Here is a 17,490-nt window from a genome sequence, read left to right on the forward strand (position 1 = left end):
GGGCCTCTGACCTGTGTAGCGGGGACAGGATTTGAACCTGCGACCTCTGGGTTATGAGCCCAGCGAGCTACCGAGCTGCTCCACCCCGCGTCGGTGTGTCTCTACTGTAGGTCGAAGGTCACCGCAGAAGCAAATCGGATAGCTCGAAGCGGCCAACGAGCGGAAGAACGCTGCCATACGCGGGGCGTTTGCGCTGGTCGGGGCTCGGCTCGGTGGCGTGCCCGGCGTGGTGGTCTGCGGGGTCCCGCGTCGGGGAGAATGGGCGCATGGAGAACGGGAAGGCCTCGGCCGCCATGAACGCCGCGCTGACGCAGTCGCTGATCGAACTGGAGCAGCACGTCTCCCGCGACGGCTGGGACCAGGGGCCTCGGCTGTTCGCGCTGGCGGATACCGCGGCTCTCATCAGGGCCGAGCCGCGGTTGGCCGCCGCGCTGGCGCCGGAGACCCTGGAGGTCGAGGGACTGTCACCGCTGCGGGCTTACACGTCGATCGAGCAGGAGGACTTTCCGGGCCAGAAGGCTCTCGACGAGGCGCTGGCCGGCATCGCGTGGCCGGAGACCGTGGACGGGGCCGCTTTGGTGGTCGAGCGCGTGATGCTGCCTCCGGACGCCGAGGGCGGGATGCCTGCCGACGGCTCCGGGGTAGACCTGGACGCGTGGGTGGCTGCCCATCCGCAGCGGCAAGAGGTGCGGATCGCCGTGGGCGTGCTGCGGGACGGCTCACGGGACTGCGCGCTCAGGCTTCGGTCGCGCGATGCCGATGACGAAGTGCTGTCGGGGCCTGGGCTCGTGCCGAATCTTGAAGAGGCGTTGGCGGAGACGTTGCTGGATTGAGGCGGGCGGGCCGTGCAGGGCGCCGGACGGACTGACTGACTAACTGACTGGTTGTGAGGTTGCGGGCGGAAACCAGGCGAGCTGACGGCGGATCAGCAGCTCGGCGGGGTCTTGCCCGCGCGGACGTCTGCCAGCGCGGTGAGCGCGTCCTGGAGGGTCGAGACCTTCGCCAGCTCGAGGCCGGACGGCAGGTTCGCCTTCGCGTCGGCGCAGTTGTCCGCCGGGGCGAGGAACACGGTGGCTCCGTCGCGGCGCGCCCCGATCGTCTTCATCTGGATGCCGCCGATCGCGCCGACGTTCCCGGACGCGTCGATCGTGCCCGTGCCCGCGACGATCTTGCCGCCGGACAGGTCGCCGCCAGGGGTGAGCTTGTCGATGATGCCGAGCGCGAACATCATGCCGGCGCTCGGGCCGCCGACCCCGTTGAGCTGGATGCTCACGTCGAACGGGAAGGAGTTCTCGCTCTCCACCGAGAAGCCGACGACTGCCTTGCCCTTGCTGTTCTTGGTCGTGCTCGTGACAATCGTCTGTTCCTTGGTGCCGCGCGAGACGACGAAGGTGACTTGCTGACCGGGCGTCACCCTCTGGATCACGTTCTGCACGAGGGCCAGCCCGCTGTCGCCACCGCTCTTGATCGCTGTGCCGTTGATCGACTTGATGATGTCGCCGGCCTGAAGCTTGCCGTCCGCGGGCGTGCCCGAAGTCACCGAAGCGATGACGGCTTCGCTGCCCGTGGGCTTGATGTCTAGGGCGCTAAGGGCAGCCGTGATTGCCGCATCCTGCGAGTCAGTGAACGCCACCGCGTTCTCTTGGTCGCTCTGCTGCTGCGTCGTGCCTGGCGGGTAGATCGTCTCCTTGGGCACAATCGCCTGATCCGAGCTGAGCCATCCGACCAGGGCTGTGCCGAGCGGCATCTGGTAGTCCTGGCTCGACACGCCGACCGTCACCATGCGCAGTTCGCCATCGGTCTTGTACGTCTGGCGGCCGGTTACCGTGATCAGCGGCGTGCCCTGATATGAGCCGAGCGTGTCGAAGGTCGGCCCGGGGGTCATCTCCGCGTAGGGCACCGGCTGGAAGTACACGCCGATCCCGAAAGCGGCGAGAAGGGCTCCTGAGACAGCGAGCGTGACAGTGCGTCGGCGCGGCATGTGAACGACCCTAATGCACGATTCTGCGGGCGTGCGTGCGGGAGGGGGGAACGGCAGGCGCGGTGGAGGGGAGGCGGTGCGGCAGCGGGATCGGCGCGATTAATCGATCGTGGAGACGGTCGAGCGCTGGGGCGGCGCGGGCCGCTGCGTGCGGGCGAGGACTTCGCGCGCCCGCTGGTAGCGGTGCAGGGTGCCGACGTCCTCACGGGCACGCCGGACCCGTCGCGCGGTGGCCGCCACAATAGCCGCCACGACGACCGCGACCGCCGGGATGGCCCACCAGACCAGGATCGAGAGCACGGATCGGCAGCCTAGATCAAATTCCGACCCAGGTGTGGGAGCCGTCCCGGAACTCCTCCCGCTTCCAGATCGGTACCTGTGCCTTGAGGGTGTCGATCAGTGCCCTACACGCAGCGAACGCCTCGGCTCGGTGCGCGGCGGATGCCGCGACGACGACCGCAAGGTCACCGACGCGAAGGGTTCCGATGCGATGTACTGCGGCCAGGGCCGTGCCTGGATGGTCTGCGGCGACCTTGCGCGCAACCTCGAGAAGTTGTTCGCGCGCGGTGGGATGAGCGGAGTATTCGAGCTCGGTGACCTGCTCCCCCGGGCGTTCCGGGGTGTGGTCGCGCACGGCGCCGATGAACAGGTCGATGCCGCCGGCGTGGCGGTCAGTGACGGCGCGCAGCACCTCGTCCACGGACAGCGGCGTGTCGCGTACGTCGATGAGGCGGACGGGGTCAGTCACGGTCACCTCGTCGTCGAGGGTGATTGGGTCGGGGCTCATAAGATCATCATCTCGAATTGGGGCGCTTACAGGCGGCGGGTCAGGTGGCGCGGCGCTTCTTGCGGGCACGGCGCACCAGGGCGGCGGTGCCGACCAGCGCGACAGTGGCTCCGGCCGCACCGAGGCCTGCCGCCGCGTCCTTCTTGCCGAGGCGGCGAGACAACGCGGCATGGTGGCCCTCGATCTCGACCAGCAGCGCCTGGAACGCCTCGGCGTTGCTGAACTGCGGCAGCCAGCCGGTGGCCTTGAGCTTCTCGGTGGAGACCGCCCACGGGTGCATGACGTACTGCAGATCGGTCGCGGGGGCCGGGGTCAGGTGTAGGCGGTGCAGGCGTTCGGCGGCGCCGATGGCCAGCGTCTCGGGCAGTTCCATGCGGCGCATGCCAGAGATCTCCTCGACCTCCTGCTGCCCGAGCCAGCCCTCGCTGCCGACCGCGAGCGGGCCGTCAATCTCGCTCAGCGCGGCGTGCACGAGGCCGGAGGCCAGGTCCTCGATGTGGCAGAACTGCCAGCACGGCTCGGAATCCTTGACCACGAGCAGCCGGGGGGCCTCGAAGTGGCGGGTGAACACGGTGTCCACGCCGGGGCCGGTCAGCACCGCGGGACGCAGGACGGTGACCGAAAGGCCGGGATGTGCCTTCGGGGCGCGTTCCGCCAATCGTTCGATTTCCAGATAATCGCCGACGAGCGAGCCGTCGGGTACCGCGCGCAACGGTGCGTCTTCGGCGAGCGGTACGGGGTTATCCGGGTAGGCGCCGTAGACAACGGCACTCGTGAAGAGCACGACCCGGCTTACGCCAGCGGCCGCTGCGGCAGTGAGCACGGTCTGCGTACCGCGCACGTTCCAAGCGGTACGCGCCTTGGTGTCGGTGTCAGGTGACGTGTCGATGTCCGCGTGGATGACGACGTCTACGTCCCCGAGCCGTTCGGTCAGGCCCGGATCACGTACATCCGCCTGCCGGAACACCACGCCCGGCACGTCCAGCCTGCGGGTATCGAGCGCCACGGCTTTGCGTACGCCCTCGTGACCGGCCAGGCGCACCGCCACCGCCGCGCCGATCACGTCGGCCGCGCCGGTGACCGCTACGGTGAGTCGCGCCGAACGGCGCCGTCCGCCTTCTGCCGGGGAACTCACAGGCACACTCCGATGGTTACTAGGTGAGGGGACGGGACACTCCGTTCACCGTAAAGTCTGTTCTATCCGTAGAGTGCGTGATCCCCGAGTGATTGAGTGGCCGTGCTTCCCGTGAACACGCTTCTCGTGCGCGCCGCGTCAGGCGCGGCCGCCCCGGGGGTTCCTCTCCAGTGTGGACGATTGTCTAGAGGTTCGACGTGAACGACCACCCAGAAAGTTTCCCACCGGGCGGGGACGAGCCGGAGCCGGTGCCGTTCGAGGACATCGTCAAGGGGCTGGAGGGCCTCGGTGCCGACGTCGAGCGCGAGGAGACCGAGGCGCAGCAACGGTCAGCTGGTGAGCAGGCCGAACGTGGCGGTCAAGAACAGCCGGAGGCGAGCGCACAGCAGGGCGCGGGTGGCGCGGAGGCCGGGGCGAACCCGCTGGCCGGCCTGCTCGGCGCGCTCGGTCTCGGCGGCGCGGCGGGCGGGGACATGGGCGAGTCGCTGTCCAAGTTCGCCGCGGGGCTCGGCCAGCAGATGCCCGGCTTCGACCCGCAGATGCTCATGATGATGATGGGCCGCATCCAGTCGCTGATGAACAGCGGCGAGGGCCCGGTGAACTGGGCGCTGGCCCGGGACGTCGCGCGCACGGTGTCCGCTTCACAGCCGGATCCGACGCCGACCTCCGGCGAGCTGGGCCCGATCGAGGACGCGGTGCGGCTCGCCGAACATTGGCTCGACGAGGCGACCGCGCTGCCGGCCGGCACTACCGGGGCGCTGGCCTGGAGCCGCGCCGAGTGGATCGAGAAGACGCTGCCGGTCTGGAAGCAGCTGGTCGAGCCGGTGGCGGAGCGGATGACCGGTGCGATGAGCGGACTGCTTCCGGAAGCCGCGGCCGGAGCCGCCGCACCGATCACCGGGATCGTGCGGCAGATGGGCGGCTCGCTGTTCGGGCATCAGGTCGGCACGGCGCTGGCGCAGCTGGCCACCGAGGTGCTCGGCTCCTCGGACATCGGCCTTCCGCTCGGCCCGGACGGCAAGGCGGTGCTGTTGCCGGCGAACGTCACGGCGTTCAGCGCGGGGCTGGAGATCCCGGCGACCGAGGTGCGGCTGTACCTGGCGATGCGTGAGGTCGCCTATCACCGCCTGTTCGCGCACGTGCCGTGGCTCAAGGCGCACGTCCTGGGCGCGGTTGAGGCGTACGCGCGCGGGATCACCGTGGATCAGAGCCGCATCGAGGAGCTGATGCGCAACGCGCAGTCCCCCGAAGGTCTGGCCGACCTACAGAGCGTGTTCGAGGAAGGCATCACCTTCACCGCACCTGACAATCCGCAGCAGCGGGCCGCGCTGGCGAGGCTGGAGACGATCCTGGCGCTGACCGAGGGTTGGGTGGACGCAGTGGTCAACGCGGCGGCCGCACCGAACCTGCCACATGCGGCCGCGCTGCGTGAGACGCTGCGGCGCCGCCGGGCTTCCGGCGGGCCCGCGGAGCAGACCTTCTCGGCACTGGTCGGTCTGGAGATGCGGCCGCGGCGGTTGCGCGATGCGTCCCGGCTGTGGGCTTCGCTCGGGGACGCGCGCGGCATCGACGGGCGTGACGACCTCTGGGCGCATCCGGATCTGCTGCCGACCGCGGAGGACCTGGACGACCCGGACGGTTTTGTGCACCGCGACGAGATCGACATGTCAGGGCTGGCCGACATGTTCAACGAGGACGAGAACGAGAAGAAGTCGGGCGAGGAGGAGAAGGGCGGGGAGTGACCCCGGTGCTCATTCCGCGGCGTTCATTCCCCCGTGCTGACGGGCCGGTTCGGATTGGTAATCCAATCCGACCATGAGCCCGGGTAAAGCGCGGCTCTGATTCCGGACAGCTCAAGCGCGAGCACCTCGTGCGCGGCGGTGACCCCTGATCCGCAGTACACGCCGACCTCGCGGCCGTTCATCCCGTTGGCGCCCAGCGAAGCGAAGCGGGTACGCAGGATCTCCGACGGCAGGAACCGGTCGTCCGGTCCGACGTTGTCGCGGGTCGGCGCGCTGACCGCGCCAGGGATGTGCCCAGCGACCGGGTCGATCGGCTCCACGTCGCCGCGGAACCTGGCCGCGGCGCGCGCGTCGAGCAGCACTCCCTCGATCGCGAGCTTGGCGGCTGCGTCGGCGTCGATGACCGGCATTGCGCCCGGTACCGCGATGAAGTTCCCTGTGCCGGTCGCGGCGCCGAGTTCGGAGGTGCCCGGCGCCTCGCCGGAGACCGTTGGCAGGCCGGCCGCCGACCATGCGGCGTATCCGCCGTCGAGCACCTTTACGTCGGAGTGGCTGAAGTACCGCAACAACCACCACGCACGCGCCGCTGCCGTCGCGTCAGCCGCGTCGTACACGACGACTGGCCGGTCATCCGATACGCCCAGCGATCGCATCGCGGCCTGAAAGTCCTCTGTGCTGGGCAGCGGATGACGGCCTCCTGCGCCGCTTGGCCCGTGCGGTCCGGCGAGCTGGTGATCGAGGTCGACGAAGCGCGCGCCCGGGATGTGACCGGCGGCGTAGAGGTCGCGTCCCGGCGGACCGGCCAGTGACCAGCGCACGTCAAGCAGCGTCACGGTCCCACTCGGCGCCGCAGCCTTGCCCACGCCGAGCTGTTCGGCGAGCCGTTCGATGGAGATCAGCGGCGCGCGGTCTACGGATTCAGGGGCCATATCACCTCATCCTCGCACTTCCAGCAGGGGAACCAGCCGTTCGGCCGCGGTCATCGAACCGTGCATGCCGATCAGCCGGGTCTCGACCACCTCGCGCTCGGACGCGACCACCGCCCAGTCCCCGCGCATCGCGACCACCACGTCGCCGATCCGGTCGCGCATGCTTGGATCCACGCCGGAACCGAACCAGCCCTCGGCGATGGCATCCTCGCGGGAGCGCACGGCCGCGACACCGTCGAGGCGCTCGGACCAGATCGCCAGCACGTCGCGCTCCGCGCCGGAGTGTGCGTATACGTGTCGAGCCCGCGCCTCGCCGCCGAGCAAGGCGACACCGGCCCGCAACTCCCAGTCGGTGTCCGCGTCGATGCGATGCTCCACGGGCACATCAAGCATGCCGTGATCCGCGATCACATAGAGCGACGAGTCCTGCGGCAGCCGCTCGGCGAGCCACTGCACCAACGCATCGACGTAGCCGAGCTGGTCGCGCCAGGCCTGTGAGCCGACGCCCGTCGCATGTCCTACGAAATCAAGATCCGAATAATAGAGGTAAACGAGGGCCGGGTCGGGCTCCTCAAGCGCCTGCAGGGCCCGCTCAGCCCGCACGTCTGGCGGCTCCGCCCCGCAGAAGCGGGCCCCCCGGAACACCGAGCGGGTCAGGCCGGACTCGGCGAAGCGCGGAGAGGAGACGTGCGTGACCGCGACCCCGGCCCGGCGCAGCCGTTCGAACATCGTCTCCTGCGGCTGCCACTGCAGCGGATCCACGTCCTGATCCCATTTCAGGAAGTTCATCAACTTCCCGGTGCCCGGCACCATGAGCTTGTAGCCGAGCATCCCGTGCGCGCCGGGCGGCAGGCCGGTGCCGATCGAGGAGAGCGAGGTGGAGGTCGTGGAGGGGAAGCCGGCGGTGAGCGTGCGGCCGATGCCCTGCGGTCCGATGCCCTGCGGTCCGTTCTGCAACAGCGCCGCGAGGTAAGGAGCCGCGTCGGCGTTCTTGAGGATCAGCTCGCTGCCCATTCCGTCGACCAGGAACAGGCATGCGCGCCGGACCGGATGCAGTTCCCACAGATCAGCGGTCGTGGTCATCGACGCGGACGCGGACACGCCGAGCGCGGCGCCGATCGCGGGCAGCACGTCACATAGTGCGCCCGAGCCGTAAGCCGGGTAGTCGAACCCGGCCTCCCCGTCGGCCGCCCCCGCGTCCACGCCGCTACCCGCGTCCAGCTGAGCCGAGTTCGACGGTGGCAGCCGCGAGCGCCTGAGCGAACTCAAGCGTCATGCGTACCGCATCCGGGCCGTCCGCACCGGTGGACACCCTCAGCGACAGGTCGTCGCCCGTGACAGTGCCGGTATACCCGTGGTCTGCCTCGCAGTGCGGGTCACCACAGTTGGCCGGTTCGAGGTCCACTCTGCCCACCGCACCCCAGCCGACGGTAAGCACGACCTCGCGCGGGAGCGTGCCCTTCACATGCTTCGCCGGATCATCCACGACCCTGGTGACGACGACCGTTGATACCCGGTCGAGCCGCACGGTCTCGGTCGAGGTGGAAGCGTACGAGCCCACCTGCGAGTCCACTCCGTCGAGTTCCGGCTCGGTGCCGTGCTCGTCGGTGTGGCCGACCACGAGGCGCCGTTGGGTCAGCGCGAGCACGGTGACGTGGCGGCGCACCTCCTCGGCGTCGAAGGTCGTCTCCTGGTGGACCAGATGGCTGATGACCGGTTCGCCGCCGAGCGCGGTCTCGACCGCCTCGGCGACCAGCGCCGGGTAATAGCCGCTGCGCTCGATGGAGGCGCGCAGACCTGGGTCGAGGGCGCCGGAGTCGGTTCTCTGGGGCATAGGCCAATCCTCGCACTGCCGAGGCTCGGGCGCGCACATCGGGTCGCGGCCGGTTTCCGGGCGTCGTGGCCGGATCCGCGCGGTTCTGTCGGTGCCCGGCGGGAGAATGGGTGCCGCACAATGAGAGGATTCGCGCCGCGGCCGCAGAGTCGGCGGCGGCACGATCCGCTGACGACGGTTGACAGTTACACGCAGCCGGTCAGGACAGAACGCCCCGAAGCAGCCCAGTCCGAGACAGCACGGCCCGAGACAGCCCGACCAAACACAGCACAGCCGACAGGTACAGGAGCAGCGCAGCCATGGCCCGCCGCAGCGCACCCCCGGAGACTGACGAGCCGTTCGAGGAACGGATCGTCGAGATCGACGTGACCGAGGAGATGTCCAACTCCTACCTGGAGTACTCCTACTCGGTCATCTACTCGCGCGCGCTGCCGGACGCCCGCGACGGGCTGAAGCCGGTGCACCGCCGGGTGCTGTACCAGATGAACGAGATGGGGCTGCGGCCCGACCGCGGCTTCGTGAAGTCGGCGCGCGTGGTCGGCGAGGTGATGGGCCGGCTGCACCCGCACGGCGATGGGCCGATCTACGACACGCTGGTGCGGATGGCGCAACCGTTCTCGATGCGGGTGCCGCTGGTCGACGGGCATGGAAACTTCGGCTCGCTCGGCAATGACGACCCGCCGGCCGCGATGCGGTACACCGAGGCGCGGCTGACCCCGGCCTCGCTGCTGATGACCGCGGACATCGACGAGGACACGGTCGACTTCGGCCCGAACTACGACGGCCAGGAGACCGAGCCGGAGGTGCTGCCGGCCGCGTACCCGAACCTGCTGGTCAACGGCGCGGCCGGGATCGCGGTCGGGATGGCGACGAACATGCCGCCGCACAACCTCGGCGAGGTGATCGCGGCGGCCAGGCACCTGATCAAGAAGCCGGAGGCCTCGCTCGAGGAGCTGATGCGGATCGTGCCCGGCCCGGACCTGCCGACCGGCGGCCGGATCGTCGGGCTCGACGGCGTGCGGGATGCCTACGAGTCCGGTCGCGGCGTGTTCCGGATGCGGGCGACCGCGCACGTGGAGACGCTGCCTAACCGGCGCAAGGGCATCGTGGTCACCGAGCTGCCGTACAACGTCGGCCCGGAGCGCGTGATCGCCAAGGTCAAGGAGCTGGTGCAGAGCAAGAAGATCCTCGGCATCTCGGACTTGAAGGACCTGACCGACCGGACCAACGGGCTGCGTCTGGTCATCGAGGTCAAGAACGGGTTCAACCCCGAGGCGATCCTGGAGCAGCTGTACAAGCTGACCCCGCTCGAGGAGTCCTTCGGCATCAACAACGTGGCGCTGGTGGACGGGCAGCCGCTCACCCTGGGCCTGAAGGAACTGCTCGAGGTCTACCTGGACCACCGCTTCGAGGTGGTGCGGCGGCGCAGCGAGTTCCGCAGGCGCAAGCGCTTGGACCGAATGCACCTGGTCGACGGCCTGCTGATCGCGCTGCTGAACATCGACGCGGTGATCCAGACGATCCGCACCTCGGAGAACGCGGCGAACGCGCGCGAGCGGCTGATGTCGCAGTTCGAGCTGACGGAGATTCAGGCGAACTACATCCTGGACACCCCGCTGCGCCGGCTGACCCGGTTCGACCGGCTGGAGCTGGAGAGCGAGAAGGAGAAGCTGGCCAGGGAGATCGCCGAGCTGACCGCGATCCTGGAGTCGGACGCGCTGCTGCGCCGGACGGTCTCGGAGGAGCTGGCGAAGGTGGCGAAAGACTTCAGCACGCCGCGGCGCACCACGCTGCTCGAGGCCGCTGACGCGCCGGTGGCCGCCTCGGTGCCGCTTGAGGTCGAGGACGCGCCGTGCCGGGTGATGCTTTCCTCCACCGGGCTGCTCGCCCGGATCGCGCTGCCGCAGGGCGCGGGCACTGCGGACGATAGCGACTCTGCTGGCAGCGGTGTGGAGGCGGCCGGGCCGCGAGCGAAGCACGACGCGATCGTCTCGGCGATGTCCGGGACGCTGCGCGGCGACTTCGGGGTGCTGACCTCGGCGGGCCGGCTGGTGCGGGTTTCGGTCATCGATCTGCCCGCACTGCCGGTGACCGCGGGACAGCCGAACCTGGCCGGCGGCGTGCCGGTGTCCGAGTTCGTTGATCTGGCGGCGGACGAGAAGGCGCTGTGCCTCTCGACGCTTGACGCGCAATCCCCCGGCGTCGCGCTGGGCACGCTGCAGGGCGTGGTCAAGCGGGTTGTGCCGGACTTCCCCGCGAACAAGGACGAGTTCGAGATGATCACCCTCAAGGAGGGCGACCGGGTGGTCGGCGCGGCCGAGCTGCGCACCGGCCAGGAGGACCTGGTGTTCCTGACCACGGACGCGCAGCTGTTGAAGTTCGCCGCGGATCAGGTGCGTCCGCAGGGTCGTCCGGCCAGCGGCATGGCCGGGATCAAGCTGTCGGAGGGCGCTTCGGTGCTCGCGTTCGCCGCGGTGGATCCGGAGCAGGACGCGCTCGTGGTGACCGTGGCTGGATCCAGCGGCGCGCTGCCAGGTACGAGTGCTGGCAACGCCAAGGCGACGCCCTATCAGCTTTACCCGTCGAAGGGCCGGGCCACGGGCGGCGTGCGCTGCCAGCGGTTCCTGCACGGCGAGGACACGCTGGTCTTCGCGTGGGCGGGCGCGACCCCGGCACGGGCGGCTGACGAGGCGGGTAATCCGGTGGATCTGCCGCCGCTCGACCAGCGTCGCGACGGCTCGGGTACCCCGCTGCGCAAGCCGATCGCCGTGGTGGCTCCAGGGATTTAAGTACGCTGGGGCACCCGGCGGTCAGACCTCGAACCAGACGATTTTCCCGTGTGCGGTCGTCCGGGTGCCCCAGGTCAGCGAGAGCTGATCGACCAGGTAAAGGCCGCGGCCGCCTTCCTCTCCGTGCTGCACGGTACGCAGGCGCGGTGCCGCCTCGAGTTCGTCGGAGACTTCGCACACCACCGTGGCGGCGCCGCGCAGCAGCCGCAGTCCGATGGGGCCCCGGCCGTATCGCAGCGCATTGGTGACCAGTTCGCTGACGAGTAGTTCGACGACGTCGGCCACGTCTGCGTCGAGCGGTGAAAGGCCGCTGTCGTCCGCCTTGGCCGCCGCGTCCTCGGCGGACCACTCGTGCAGACAGCGGCGCACCAGTTCCCGGGCGCGGGCGGCGACGGTCGGCTGGCTGGTCAGCACCCAGGAGGCGACCTGGTCCTCGGGGAACCGGCCGAGCGAGGCGATCAGCAGCGTCGCATCGTCGCTGCGATGCGGTCCGATCAGCGCCTCGAAGGCCGCGTCGCAGGCGGCTTCAAGGCGGCCGTCGGCCACGGCGCTCGCGCTTCTGCTCCCGGCATCGCCGCCGCTCGCGTCGGCCGTCGAGCCCAGCCCGACCGGCGCGGACTTCGATATCGCGCCGAGCAGTTCGTCGATTCCGCTCTCGATGTCCCGGTCCCGGCCTTCGACCAGTCCATCGGTGTAGAGCGCGAGCGCGCAGCCGGGATCGATGGTCAGCACGCGTTCCTCGAAACGCTGACCGCCGACGCCGAGCGGAGCGCCGGGGGACAGTTCGATCAGCTCCGCTCCGCCGCCTGAGGTGGCCAGCACCGGCGGTGGATGGCCGGCCGAGGCCATCACGCACTCCCCGACGACCGGGTCATAGACCGCGTAGATGCAGGTCGCGAGGTGTGACTCGCTCATCGAGCGGCCTAGTTCGTCCAGTTCCCGCAGCACCAGCGCCGGGCTCAAGTCCAACTGCGCGAGGGTGCGCGCCGCGGTGCGGAATTGGGTCATTATTCCGGCGGCCGACAGTCCGCTGCCCATCACGTCCCCGACGACGAACGCGACGCGGCGGCAGGGCAGCGGGATCACGTCACACCAGTCGCCACCGACCTGCGCGCCGGCCGCGCCGGGCCGGTACCGGAACGCGACCTGTGCGCCGTCTACCGCGTCGAACTGCTGCGGCATCAAGGACCGTTGCAGCATCAGTGCGGTATCGCGCTCGCGCATGTACAGCCGCGCGTTGTCCATAGCGACCGCGGCGTGCGAGGCGAGCTCTTCAGCGGTTTCGAGATCGACCAGCGTGAATGCGTCCCGTTGTTTCGCGCGTGCAAAGCGGACCGCGCCGAGAAGTGATCCGCGTGCTTTCAGCGGAGCGACGATGCTGCGCTCCGAATCAGGATCGTCCTGTGCGTCCTCGCCCTGCCTGTTGGCTTCAGGCGCGTGCGAGGCATGGTCGCCGGACTCATCCAGAGCGAGGAACTGCGAACGGCCGCTCGCGATGCACTCGTAGAGCGCGGTACCGGGTTCTATCGGCGGAAGGCTGCGGCTGCTTCCGCGCAGCCGTGAGCGCCTCGTCTGTGACCTCGTGCCGGGGCTGGTGGCGGGGGCATCAGTGCGGCCGCGCGTCGCGACGGCGTGCATGCGCAGCGCCTCTTTCGCGGAATCGCTGAGCGACAGCGTCGAGTACGCGATGGCTGTCACCGGCTTCGCCCCGGTGCTGGCGCGGCCTGACTTTTGCCCGGCGTGCAGGAGGTACACCGTGGCCGCGTCACAGAAGTCGGGAACGGCGACGTCGGCGAGAGTCGCGGCGATCCGGTCGATATCCAGCGACGCGCCGACGCGGGAGTTCGCCGCGTTCAACAGCGCGGTGCGTTCGTGCGCCAGCCTCTCGCGCTCGGAGGCTTTCTGACGTTCAGTCACGTCCGTCGCGACGGCGGTCAGCCCGAGGACCCGGCCTTCCTCGGTCTGGAGCCTGGCGTACGAGATGGACCAGTACTGCCAGCCGCCCGGCTCGGTGGCTCGGGTCGCCGCCTTGATCAGCATGTCCACGACCGGTTCGCCGGTGTCGAGGACGCGCTGTTGCAGCAGCGGGACGGTGTGGCGCAGGCCCGGATTCACGTCCTCGGGGCGCAGGCCGACGTGCTCGCGGGCCGCGATGCCGTTGTAGTCGGCGAAGGCCTGATTGACCAGCAGATAGCGGCGCTCTGTGTCGTAGATCGCGATGCCGACCGGGACTTGGTCGAAGAGTGTCTCGAACAGCGCCCGCTCGACTTCGATGTGCCGTGGATCCAGGGCCGCGGCGGCGAGCTGAGTGAGGCTTCGGCCGTATTCGGCCCCGATGACTGTGCGCAACGCGGCGTCGGCCTCGGGGTCGGTGCTGGCGCTCTTCGAACGGTCGAAGGCTGCGGGCATGTACGGTCCTGGGAATCGAGAGCTGGCTGCCCCGACTCCTTCCCGGAAAGTATGATCTTTATATTGATCGGCGACCGAGTTAGGCCACTCGGATGACGCCGCCAGCGGCGGTCCGCTCGTCCAAGGCAGCCAAAATCAGCAGATCGCCTTCCAGCCACGGCAGCGCGCGCGCTTCGGCCGTTCCCGGCCGCACCCACGCCAGGGCGTCGTGGCTCCCGCGCAGCTGCGGCTCCGGCTCTCCCGCTTCGATCGCGGCCAGGAAGGTCCGGACGACCATCGCGCCGCCCGCGATCGCGTATTCGGGACCAATCCGCTCCCCTACCGCGATCCGCACGCCGATCTCCTCGACGCACTCGCGAATCAGGGCCGCGATATCACCCTCGCCCGGTTCGACCTTGCCGCCAGGGAACTCCCACTGGCCGGCCAAGTCCGGCGGCCCGGTGCGCCTGGCCGCCAGGATCAGCCCATCCCGCTCGATCACCGCCGCGACGACGACGCGCACACTTTCCTGCTGCATGCCGGCCATCGTCCCACGTAGCCGCCGGGCGCTCGCCGGGAGTCGGCAGCCACTCGGCTTGGAGTGATGCACACCACATTCGCCACGCCACGCGACACGGTCAGCGCACACCGTGACGGGCGGCGTGATCTCTTGCGAGCGCACGCAATAGAACGCCGCTAATTCGGCGCCTCATGCGCGCTTTATTGCAAGAATAGTGCCGCTGAACAGCCTTATCTTTGCGAACGCCCTACTCGACGGCCCGAACAACCCGCCGCATACTCAGGACCATGCACGAGGCCGCACAGCAGCGAATGCACACATACGACGCACGCCTAGCCGACCTGGTTTTCGACTACATGCGCGAGCGCTTGCAGCTCGATCCGGTGCCGCTGGACCACCCCGGCGAACGCACGAAGCTCGAGAACGCGCTCTCCGGCCTACTGACGGCGCACGGGCACGATCCCGCGCAAGTCCTCTCCATCTACGCGGAACAACTCGCTCCGGCCGTCATCTCCTGCGACAGCCCGCGCTTCCTCTCCTTCATCCCCGCCGCGCCGACCAAGGCCGCGCTGCTCTTCGACATGGTGGTTTCGTGCGCCTCTCTGCAAGGCATCTCCTGGCTTGAGGCAGCGGGCGCGATCGCGGCCGAGAACCAGGTGCTGCGGCTGATCGCGGATCTGGCCGGTATGCCGTCGAGCGCCGGGGGATGCTTCGTCACCGGTGGCTCGGCGGGGAATCTGTCCGCGCTCGTCGTCGCGCGGGACACGGCGCGGCGCAAGCGAGGTCTCGGGCCGTACGACCGAGTCCGGTTCGCAGTGAGTGACCAGGCGCACTCCTCGGTCACCAACACCCTGCGCATCATCGGCGTCGAAGCGCTCGTCGTTCCGACGACGGACCACCGGTTCACGGGTGCCGATCTGCGGGCGGCGTTGGCGCGTGACACCGACGGCGCTCCGGTGATCGGAGTAGTAGCGACGGCCGGTACGACGAACGCGGGCATCGTGGACGACCTGGCCGGGCTCGCGGCGGCGGCGAGCGACTTCGATCTCTGGTTTCACGTAGACGGCGCGTATGGCGGAGCGGGGCTCTTCGCGCCCAGCGTGCGGGCGAAGTACGACGGGATCGAGCACGCGGACTCGTTCGTCGTCGATCCGCACAAGTGGCTGTTCGCGCCCTTCGACTGCGCTGCGGTGCTTTATCGGCAACCGCAGCTGGCGAAGTCGGTACACACACAGGACGCCTCGTACCTCGACGTGATCCATACGGATGCGCCGGAGGAGTGGAACCCAACCGACTATGCGTACCACCTGACCCGACGCGCGCGAGGGCTCCCGCTGTGGTTCTCGCTTGCCGTGCACGGGACCAATGCGTACCGAGACGCCGTAGAGGCGGCGCTTTCCACCGCTCGGGAGACCGCCGATCTGATCCGCCGTCACCCCGATCTGGAACTGATCCGCGAGCCTGAGCTGTCCGCGGTCCTCTTCCGCCGCAAGGGCTGGGGCCCGGAGGAGTACTACGCGTGGTCACGGCGGCTTCTAGCGGGGCAGGTCGCCTTCGTCACGCCGACCAGTTGGGAGGGCGAGACAGTAGCAAGATTCGCTTTCTTGCATCCCGGTACGACCACCGCAATGGTCGAAGAAATCCTCGATACGGTCTGATAGGGCGTCGTTTGGCACGGTAGTGCGCCGAAGTCTGTTACAGGCGTTGTTGCGACGCCCCGATGCAGCGCGATTCAATACCCTCCACACGCTGGGGGAGGGTCATGGAGCCGCTCGCGTCGGGCGATCCCGCCCGAATTGGACCGTTCCGGCTGGTCGCCAGGCTGGGGCGGGGTGGAATGGGCCGGGTGTACCTGGGCCGTTCCGAGCGGACTGGTCGAACCGTCGCGGTGAAGACCGTCCACGGCGAACTTCTCGCCGACGCTGAGTTCCGCACGCGGTTCTCGCATGAGGTGGCCGCGGCGCTCAAGGTGCGCGACGAGTACATCGCCGAGGTCGTGGACGCGGATCCGGACGGCGCGACGCCCTGGCTCGCTACCGCGTACGTCCCGGGCATATCCGTCGAGGACGCGGTACGCCGCTTCGGGCCGCTACCCGCAGATTCGGTGCGTATCCTCGGGGTCTGCGTCGCTAAGGCAGTCGCGGCGATACACGCTGTCGGTCTGGTACACCGGGATCTGAAGCCGGCCAACGTGCTGCTTACCGCAGCCGGACCGAAGGTGATCGACTTCGGCATCGCGCGCGGCGTGAGCGAAGCTGCCTTGACCAAGACCGGGATGGTGAGCGGATCGCCGCCCTACATGGCGCCGGAGCAGCTGGGCTACGGCGACTTCAGCACAGCCTCGGACATATTCTCGCTCGGCGCTGTCTTGCACTACGCGGCAACCACCACGGGCCCGTATGGGCGCGGCGGCGCGCAGGAGCAGTACGCGCGGGCCATGGGAATCGGGCCGGTAATGGACCCGGCGCTGCCGGACGGACTGACCGATCTGGTGCGCCGTTGCTTCGCCGATGATCCGCATCTGCGGCCGACCACAGCTGACGTCGTGTACGTCCTGGAGGCGCACCCAGGCGAGCGACCGCTTCCGGGCTGGCTGCCTACGGCCGTCGTCGCGGACATCTTGGCGCAGGCGACGGACGCGCTGAACAAGGATTCCGCGGCAGGCCTCACACCGCATCAGGCGCCCGCCTCGTCGCCGCAGCCTTCATCGTCATTCGCGCCGCTTGCCCCGCCGCAGCCGAGTGGGCCGTCGTACTCGAGCGCATCGCCACAGCCAAGCGCTCCGCCACGCCCCAGCGCTCCGCCGCGCCAGAACATGCCACCGCAGCACGCTCAGCCACCACGGCAGCCGCAGCGGCAACCGAGCGGTCCTCATCCGGGTTCACGTTCGGGTCAGAACTCGAACGGCTCCTACTCGGGCCCGCCGTTCAGCAGCGCTCCCCCGCGATCCGGGCCGGATTCGTTACCGCACCGCCTGCCGCAGCCGCCGTCCTATCCATCGCCGCCATACGGTGTCCGAACCGGACCCTCGCAGCCCTACGCGCCGCCGTCTTACCCTCCGCATTCGGCGCCTGCGGCCCCCTACGGCTATCCGTATCAGGCTCCCCCGCCGAGCAACGGCATTGCTGTCGCCGCTCTCGTGCTCTCGCTGGTGGGATTCGTCGCGCCTTGCCTACTCGTCGTCGCGCTGCCCTTGGGCGGAGTCGGCTTATCCAAGGCACGCAAAACCGGTGTGGGGCACGGGCAGTCGCTGGCGGCGACGATCGTGTCGGGCGTGCTGCTGTGCGGCTGGGCGGTCTTCATTTCCTTTTTGGTGGCGTCTAACCGATAGCGGCCGCGCGCCGATGCAGAACACGCAGATCCGGATCGGGCAGACGCAGCAGCC

Annotated in this window: 14 protein-coding genes and 1 tRNA gene; 5 read left to right on the top strand and 10 right to left on the bottom strand. The window is 69.2% G+C overall.

Annotated elements, in window-relative coordinates; translation table 11 throughout:
- Window positions 1-16: 16 nt before the first annotated feature.
- A tRNA-Met gene (locus VN779_RS20235) sits at window positions 17-90 on the bottom strand.
- Window positions 91-266: 176 nt separating this feature from the next.
- Here VN779_RS20235 and VN779_RS20240 point away from each other — a divergent pair.
- The gene (locus VN779_RS20240) at window positions 267-833 is read left to right on the top strand and encodes a PPA1309 family protein (protein WP_325725689.1); all 567 of its coding nucleotides are present in this window, start codon (window positions 267-269) and stop codon (window positions 831-833) included.
- A gap of 92 nt (window positions 834-925) precedes the next feature.
- On the opposite strand, the gene VN779_RS20245 is transcribed toward VN779_RS20240, so the two are convergent.
- The 4 genes from VN779_RS20245 to VN779_RS20260 all read right to left on the bottom strand — a co-directional run bounded on the left by VN779_RS20245 (window position 926) and on the right by VN779_RS20260 (window position 3,903).
- On the bottom strand, window positions 926-1,981 hold the full coding sequence (locus tag VN779_RS20245; RefSeq protein ID WP_325725691.1) for a YlbL family protein: 1,056 nt from the start codon (window positions 1,979-1,981) through the stop codon (window positions 926-928).
- 99 nt (window positions 1,982-2,080) lie between these two features.
- Window positions 2,081-2,281 carry a hypothetical protein gene (locus tag VN779_RS20250; protein WP_325725693.1) on the bottom strand — a complete coding sequence of 67 codons (201 nt, stop codon included), beginning with the start codon at window positions 2,279-2,281 and terminating at the stop codon, window positions 2,081-2,083.
- A 16-nt stretch (window positions 2,282-2,297) separates the two neighbouring features.
- Window positions 2,298-2,768 carry a molybdenum cofactor biosynthesis protein MoaE gene (locus tag VN779_RS20255; protein WP_325725695.1) on the bottom strand — a complete coding sequence of 157 codons (471 nt, stop codon included), beginning with the start codon at window positions 2,766-2,768 and terminating at the stop codon, window positions 2,298-2,300.
- Between the two features lie 40 nt (window positions 2,769-2,808).
- Complete coding sequence (locus VN779_RS20260; RefSeq protein ID WP_325725697.1) at window positions 2,809-3,903, bottom strand: NAD-dependent epimerase/dehydratase family protein; 1,095 nt, start codon at window positions 3,901-3,903, stop codon at window positions 2,809-2,811.
- Between the two features lie 197 nt (window positions 3,904-4,100).
- Here VN779_RS20260 and VN779_RS20265 point away from each other — a divergent pair, with 197 nt between their 5' ends.
- Window positions 4,101-5,645 carry a zinc-dependent metalloprotease gene (locus tag VN779_RS20265; RefSeq protein ID WP_325725699.1) on the top strand — a complete coding sequence of 515 codons (1,545 nt, stop codon included), beginning with the start codon at window positions 4,101-4,103 and terminating at the stop codon, window positions 5,643-5,645.
- Window positions 5,646-5,668: 23 nt separating this feature from the next.
- On the opposite strand, the gene VN779_RS20270 is transcribed toward VN779_RS20265, so the two are convergent.
- From VN779_RS20270 to VN779_RS20280, 3 genes are read right to left on the bottom strand one after another with little or no spacing between them, the layout of a single operon-like run.
- On the bottom strand, window positions 5,669-6,574 hold the full coding sequence (locus VN779_RS20270; protein ID WP_325725701.1) for a sulfurtransferase: 906 nt from the start codon (window positions 6,572-6,574) through the stop codon (window positions 5,669-5,671).
- Window positions 6,575-6,580: 6 nt separating this feature from the next.
- On the bottom strand, window positions 6,581-7,843 hold the full coding sequence (locus VN779_RS20275) for an alkaline phosphatase family protein (protein ID WP_325725702.1): 1,263 nt from the start codon (window positions 7,841-7,843) through the stop codon (window positions 6,581-6,583).
- Window positions 7,782-8,408 (bottom strand): DUF5998 family protein, encoded by a 627-nt coding sequence (locus VN779_RS20280; protein ID WP_325725703.1) that lies wholly within the window; start codon window positions 8,406-8,408, stop codon window positions 7,782-7,784. Before VN779_RS20280 ends, VN779_RS20275 begins: the two co-directional genes overlap by 62 nt.
- A 299-nt stretch (window positions 8,409-8,707) precedes the next feature.
- Between VN779_RS20280 and VN779_RS20285 the strand changes: the two genes are divergently transcribed.
- A complete protein-coding gene (locus VN779_RS20285; RefSeq protein ID WP_325725704.1) occupies window positions 8,708-11,197 on the top strand; it encodes a DNA topoisomerase IV subunit A in 2,490 nt (829 codons plus the stop codon).
- Window positions 11,198-11,218: 21 nt separating this feature from the next.
- On the opposite strand, the gene VN779_RS20290 is transcribed toward VN779_RS20285, so the two are convergent.
- Window positions 11,219-13,606, bottom strand: coding sequence for a SpoIIE family protein phosphatase (locus VN779_RS20290; protein WP_325725706.1), 2,388 nt, complete (start codon window positions 13,604-13,606; stop codon window positions 11,219-11,221).
- A 79-nt stretch (window positions 13,607-13,685) separates the two neighbouring features.
- Window positions 13,686-14,123 carry a (deoxy)nucleoside triphosphate pyrophosphohydrolase gene (locus tag VN779_RS20295; RefSeq protein ID WP_325725708.1) on the bottom strand — a complete coding sequence of 146 codons (438 nt, stop codon included), beginning with the start codon at window positions 14,121-14,123 and terminating at the stop codon, window positions 13,686-13,688.
- 293 nt (window positions 14,124-14,416) lie between these two features.
- Between VN779_RS20295 and VN779_RS20300 the strand changes: the two genes are divergently transcribed.
- Both VN779_RS20300 and VN779_RS20305 read left to right on the top strand, forming a co-directional pair.
- A complete protein-coding gene (locus VN779_RS20300) occupies window positions 14,417-15,763 on the top strand; it encodes a pyridoxal phosphate-dependent decarboxylase family protein (RefSeq protein WP_414639729.1) in 1,347 nt (448 codons plus the stop codon).
- Window positions 15,764-15,867: 104 nt separating this feature from the next.
- A complete protein-coding gene (locus tag VN779_RS20305) occupies window positions 15,868-17,436 on the top strand; it encodes a protein kinase domain-containing protein (RefSeq protein ID WP_325725712.1) in 1,569 nt (522 codons plus the stop codon).
- The last annotated feature ends 54 nt before the right edge of the window (window positions 17,437-17,490 follow it).

This window comes from Actinocrinis sp., from assembly GCF_035605935.1.
GTDB lineage: Bacteria > Actinomycetota > Actinomycetes > Streptomycetales > Catenulisporaceae > Actinocrinis.

Excerpts from the sequence above, each read along its gene's own strand:
- VN779_RS20245 (WP_325725691.1), bottom strand. The coding sequence starts at position 1,981 with ATGCCGCGCCGACGCACTGTCACGCTCGCTGTCTCAGGAGCCCTTCTC.
- VN779_RS20255 (WP_325725695.1), bottom strand. The coding sequence starts at position 2,768 with ATGAGCCCCGACCCAATCACCCTCGACGACGAGGTGACCGTGACTGAC.
- VN779_RS20290 (WP_325725706.1), bottom strand. The coding sequence starts at position 13,606 with ATGCCCGCAGCCTTCGACCGTTCGAAGAGCGCCAGCACCGACCCCGAG.
- VN779_RS20295 (WP_325725708.1), bottom strand. The coding sequence starts at position 14,123 with ATGCAGCAGGAAAGTGTGCGCGTCGTCGTCGCGGCGGTGATCGAGCGG.
- VN779_RS20300 (WP_414639729.1), top strand. The coding sequence starts at position 14,417 with ATGCACACATACGACGCACGCCTAGCCGACCTGGTTTTCGACTACATG.
- VN779_RS20280 (WP_325725703.1), bottom strand. The coding sequence starts at position 8,408 with ATGCCCCAGAGAACCGACTCCGGCGCCCTCGACCCAGGTCTGCGCGCC.
- VN779_RS20240 (WP_325725689.1), top strand. The coding sequence starts at position 267 with ATGGAGAACGGGAAGGCCTCGGCCGCCATGAACGCCGCGCTGACGCAG.
- VN779_RS20270 (WP_325725701.1), bottom strand. The coding sequence starts at position 6,574 with ATGGCCCCTGAATCCGTAGACCGCGCGCCGCTGATCTCCATCGAACGG.
- VN779_RS20305 (WP_325725712.1), top strand. The coding sequence starts at position 15,868 with ATGGAGCCGCTCGCGTCGGGCGATCCCGCCCGAATTGGACCGTTCCGG.
- VN779_RS20285 (WP_325725704.1), top strand. The coding sequence starts at position 8,708 with ATGGCCCGCCGCAGCGCACCCCCGGAGACTGACGAGCCGTTCGAGGAA.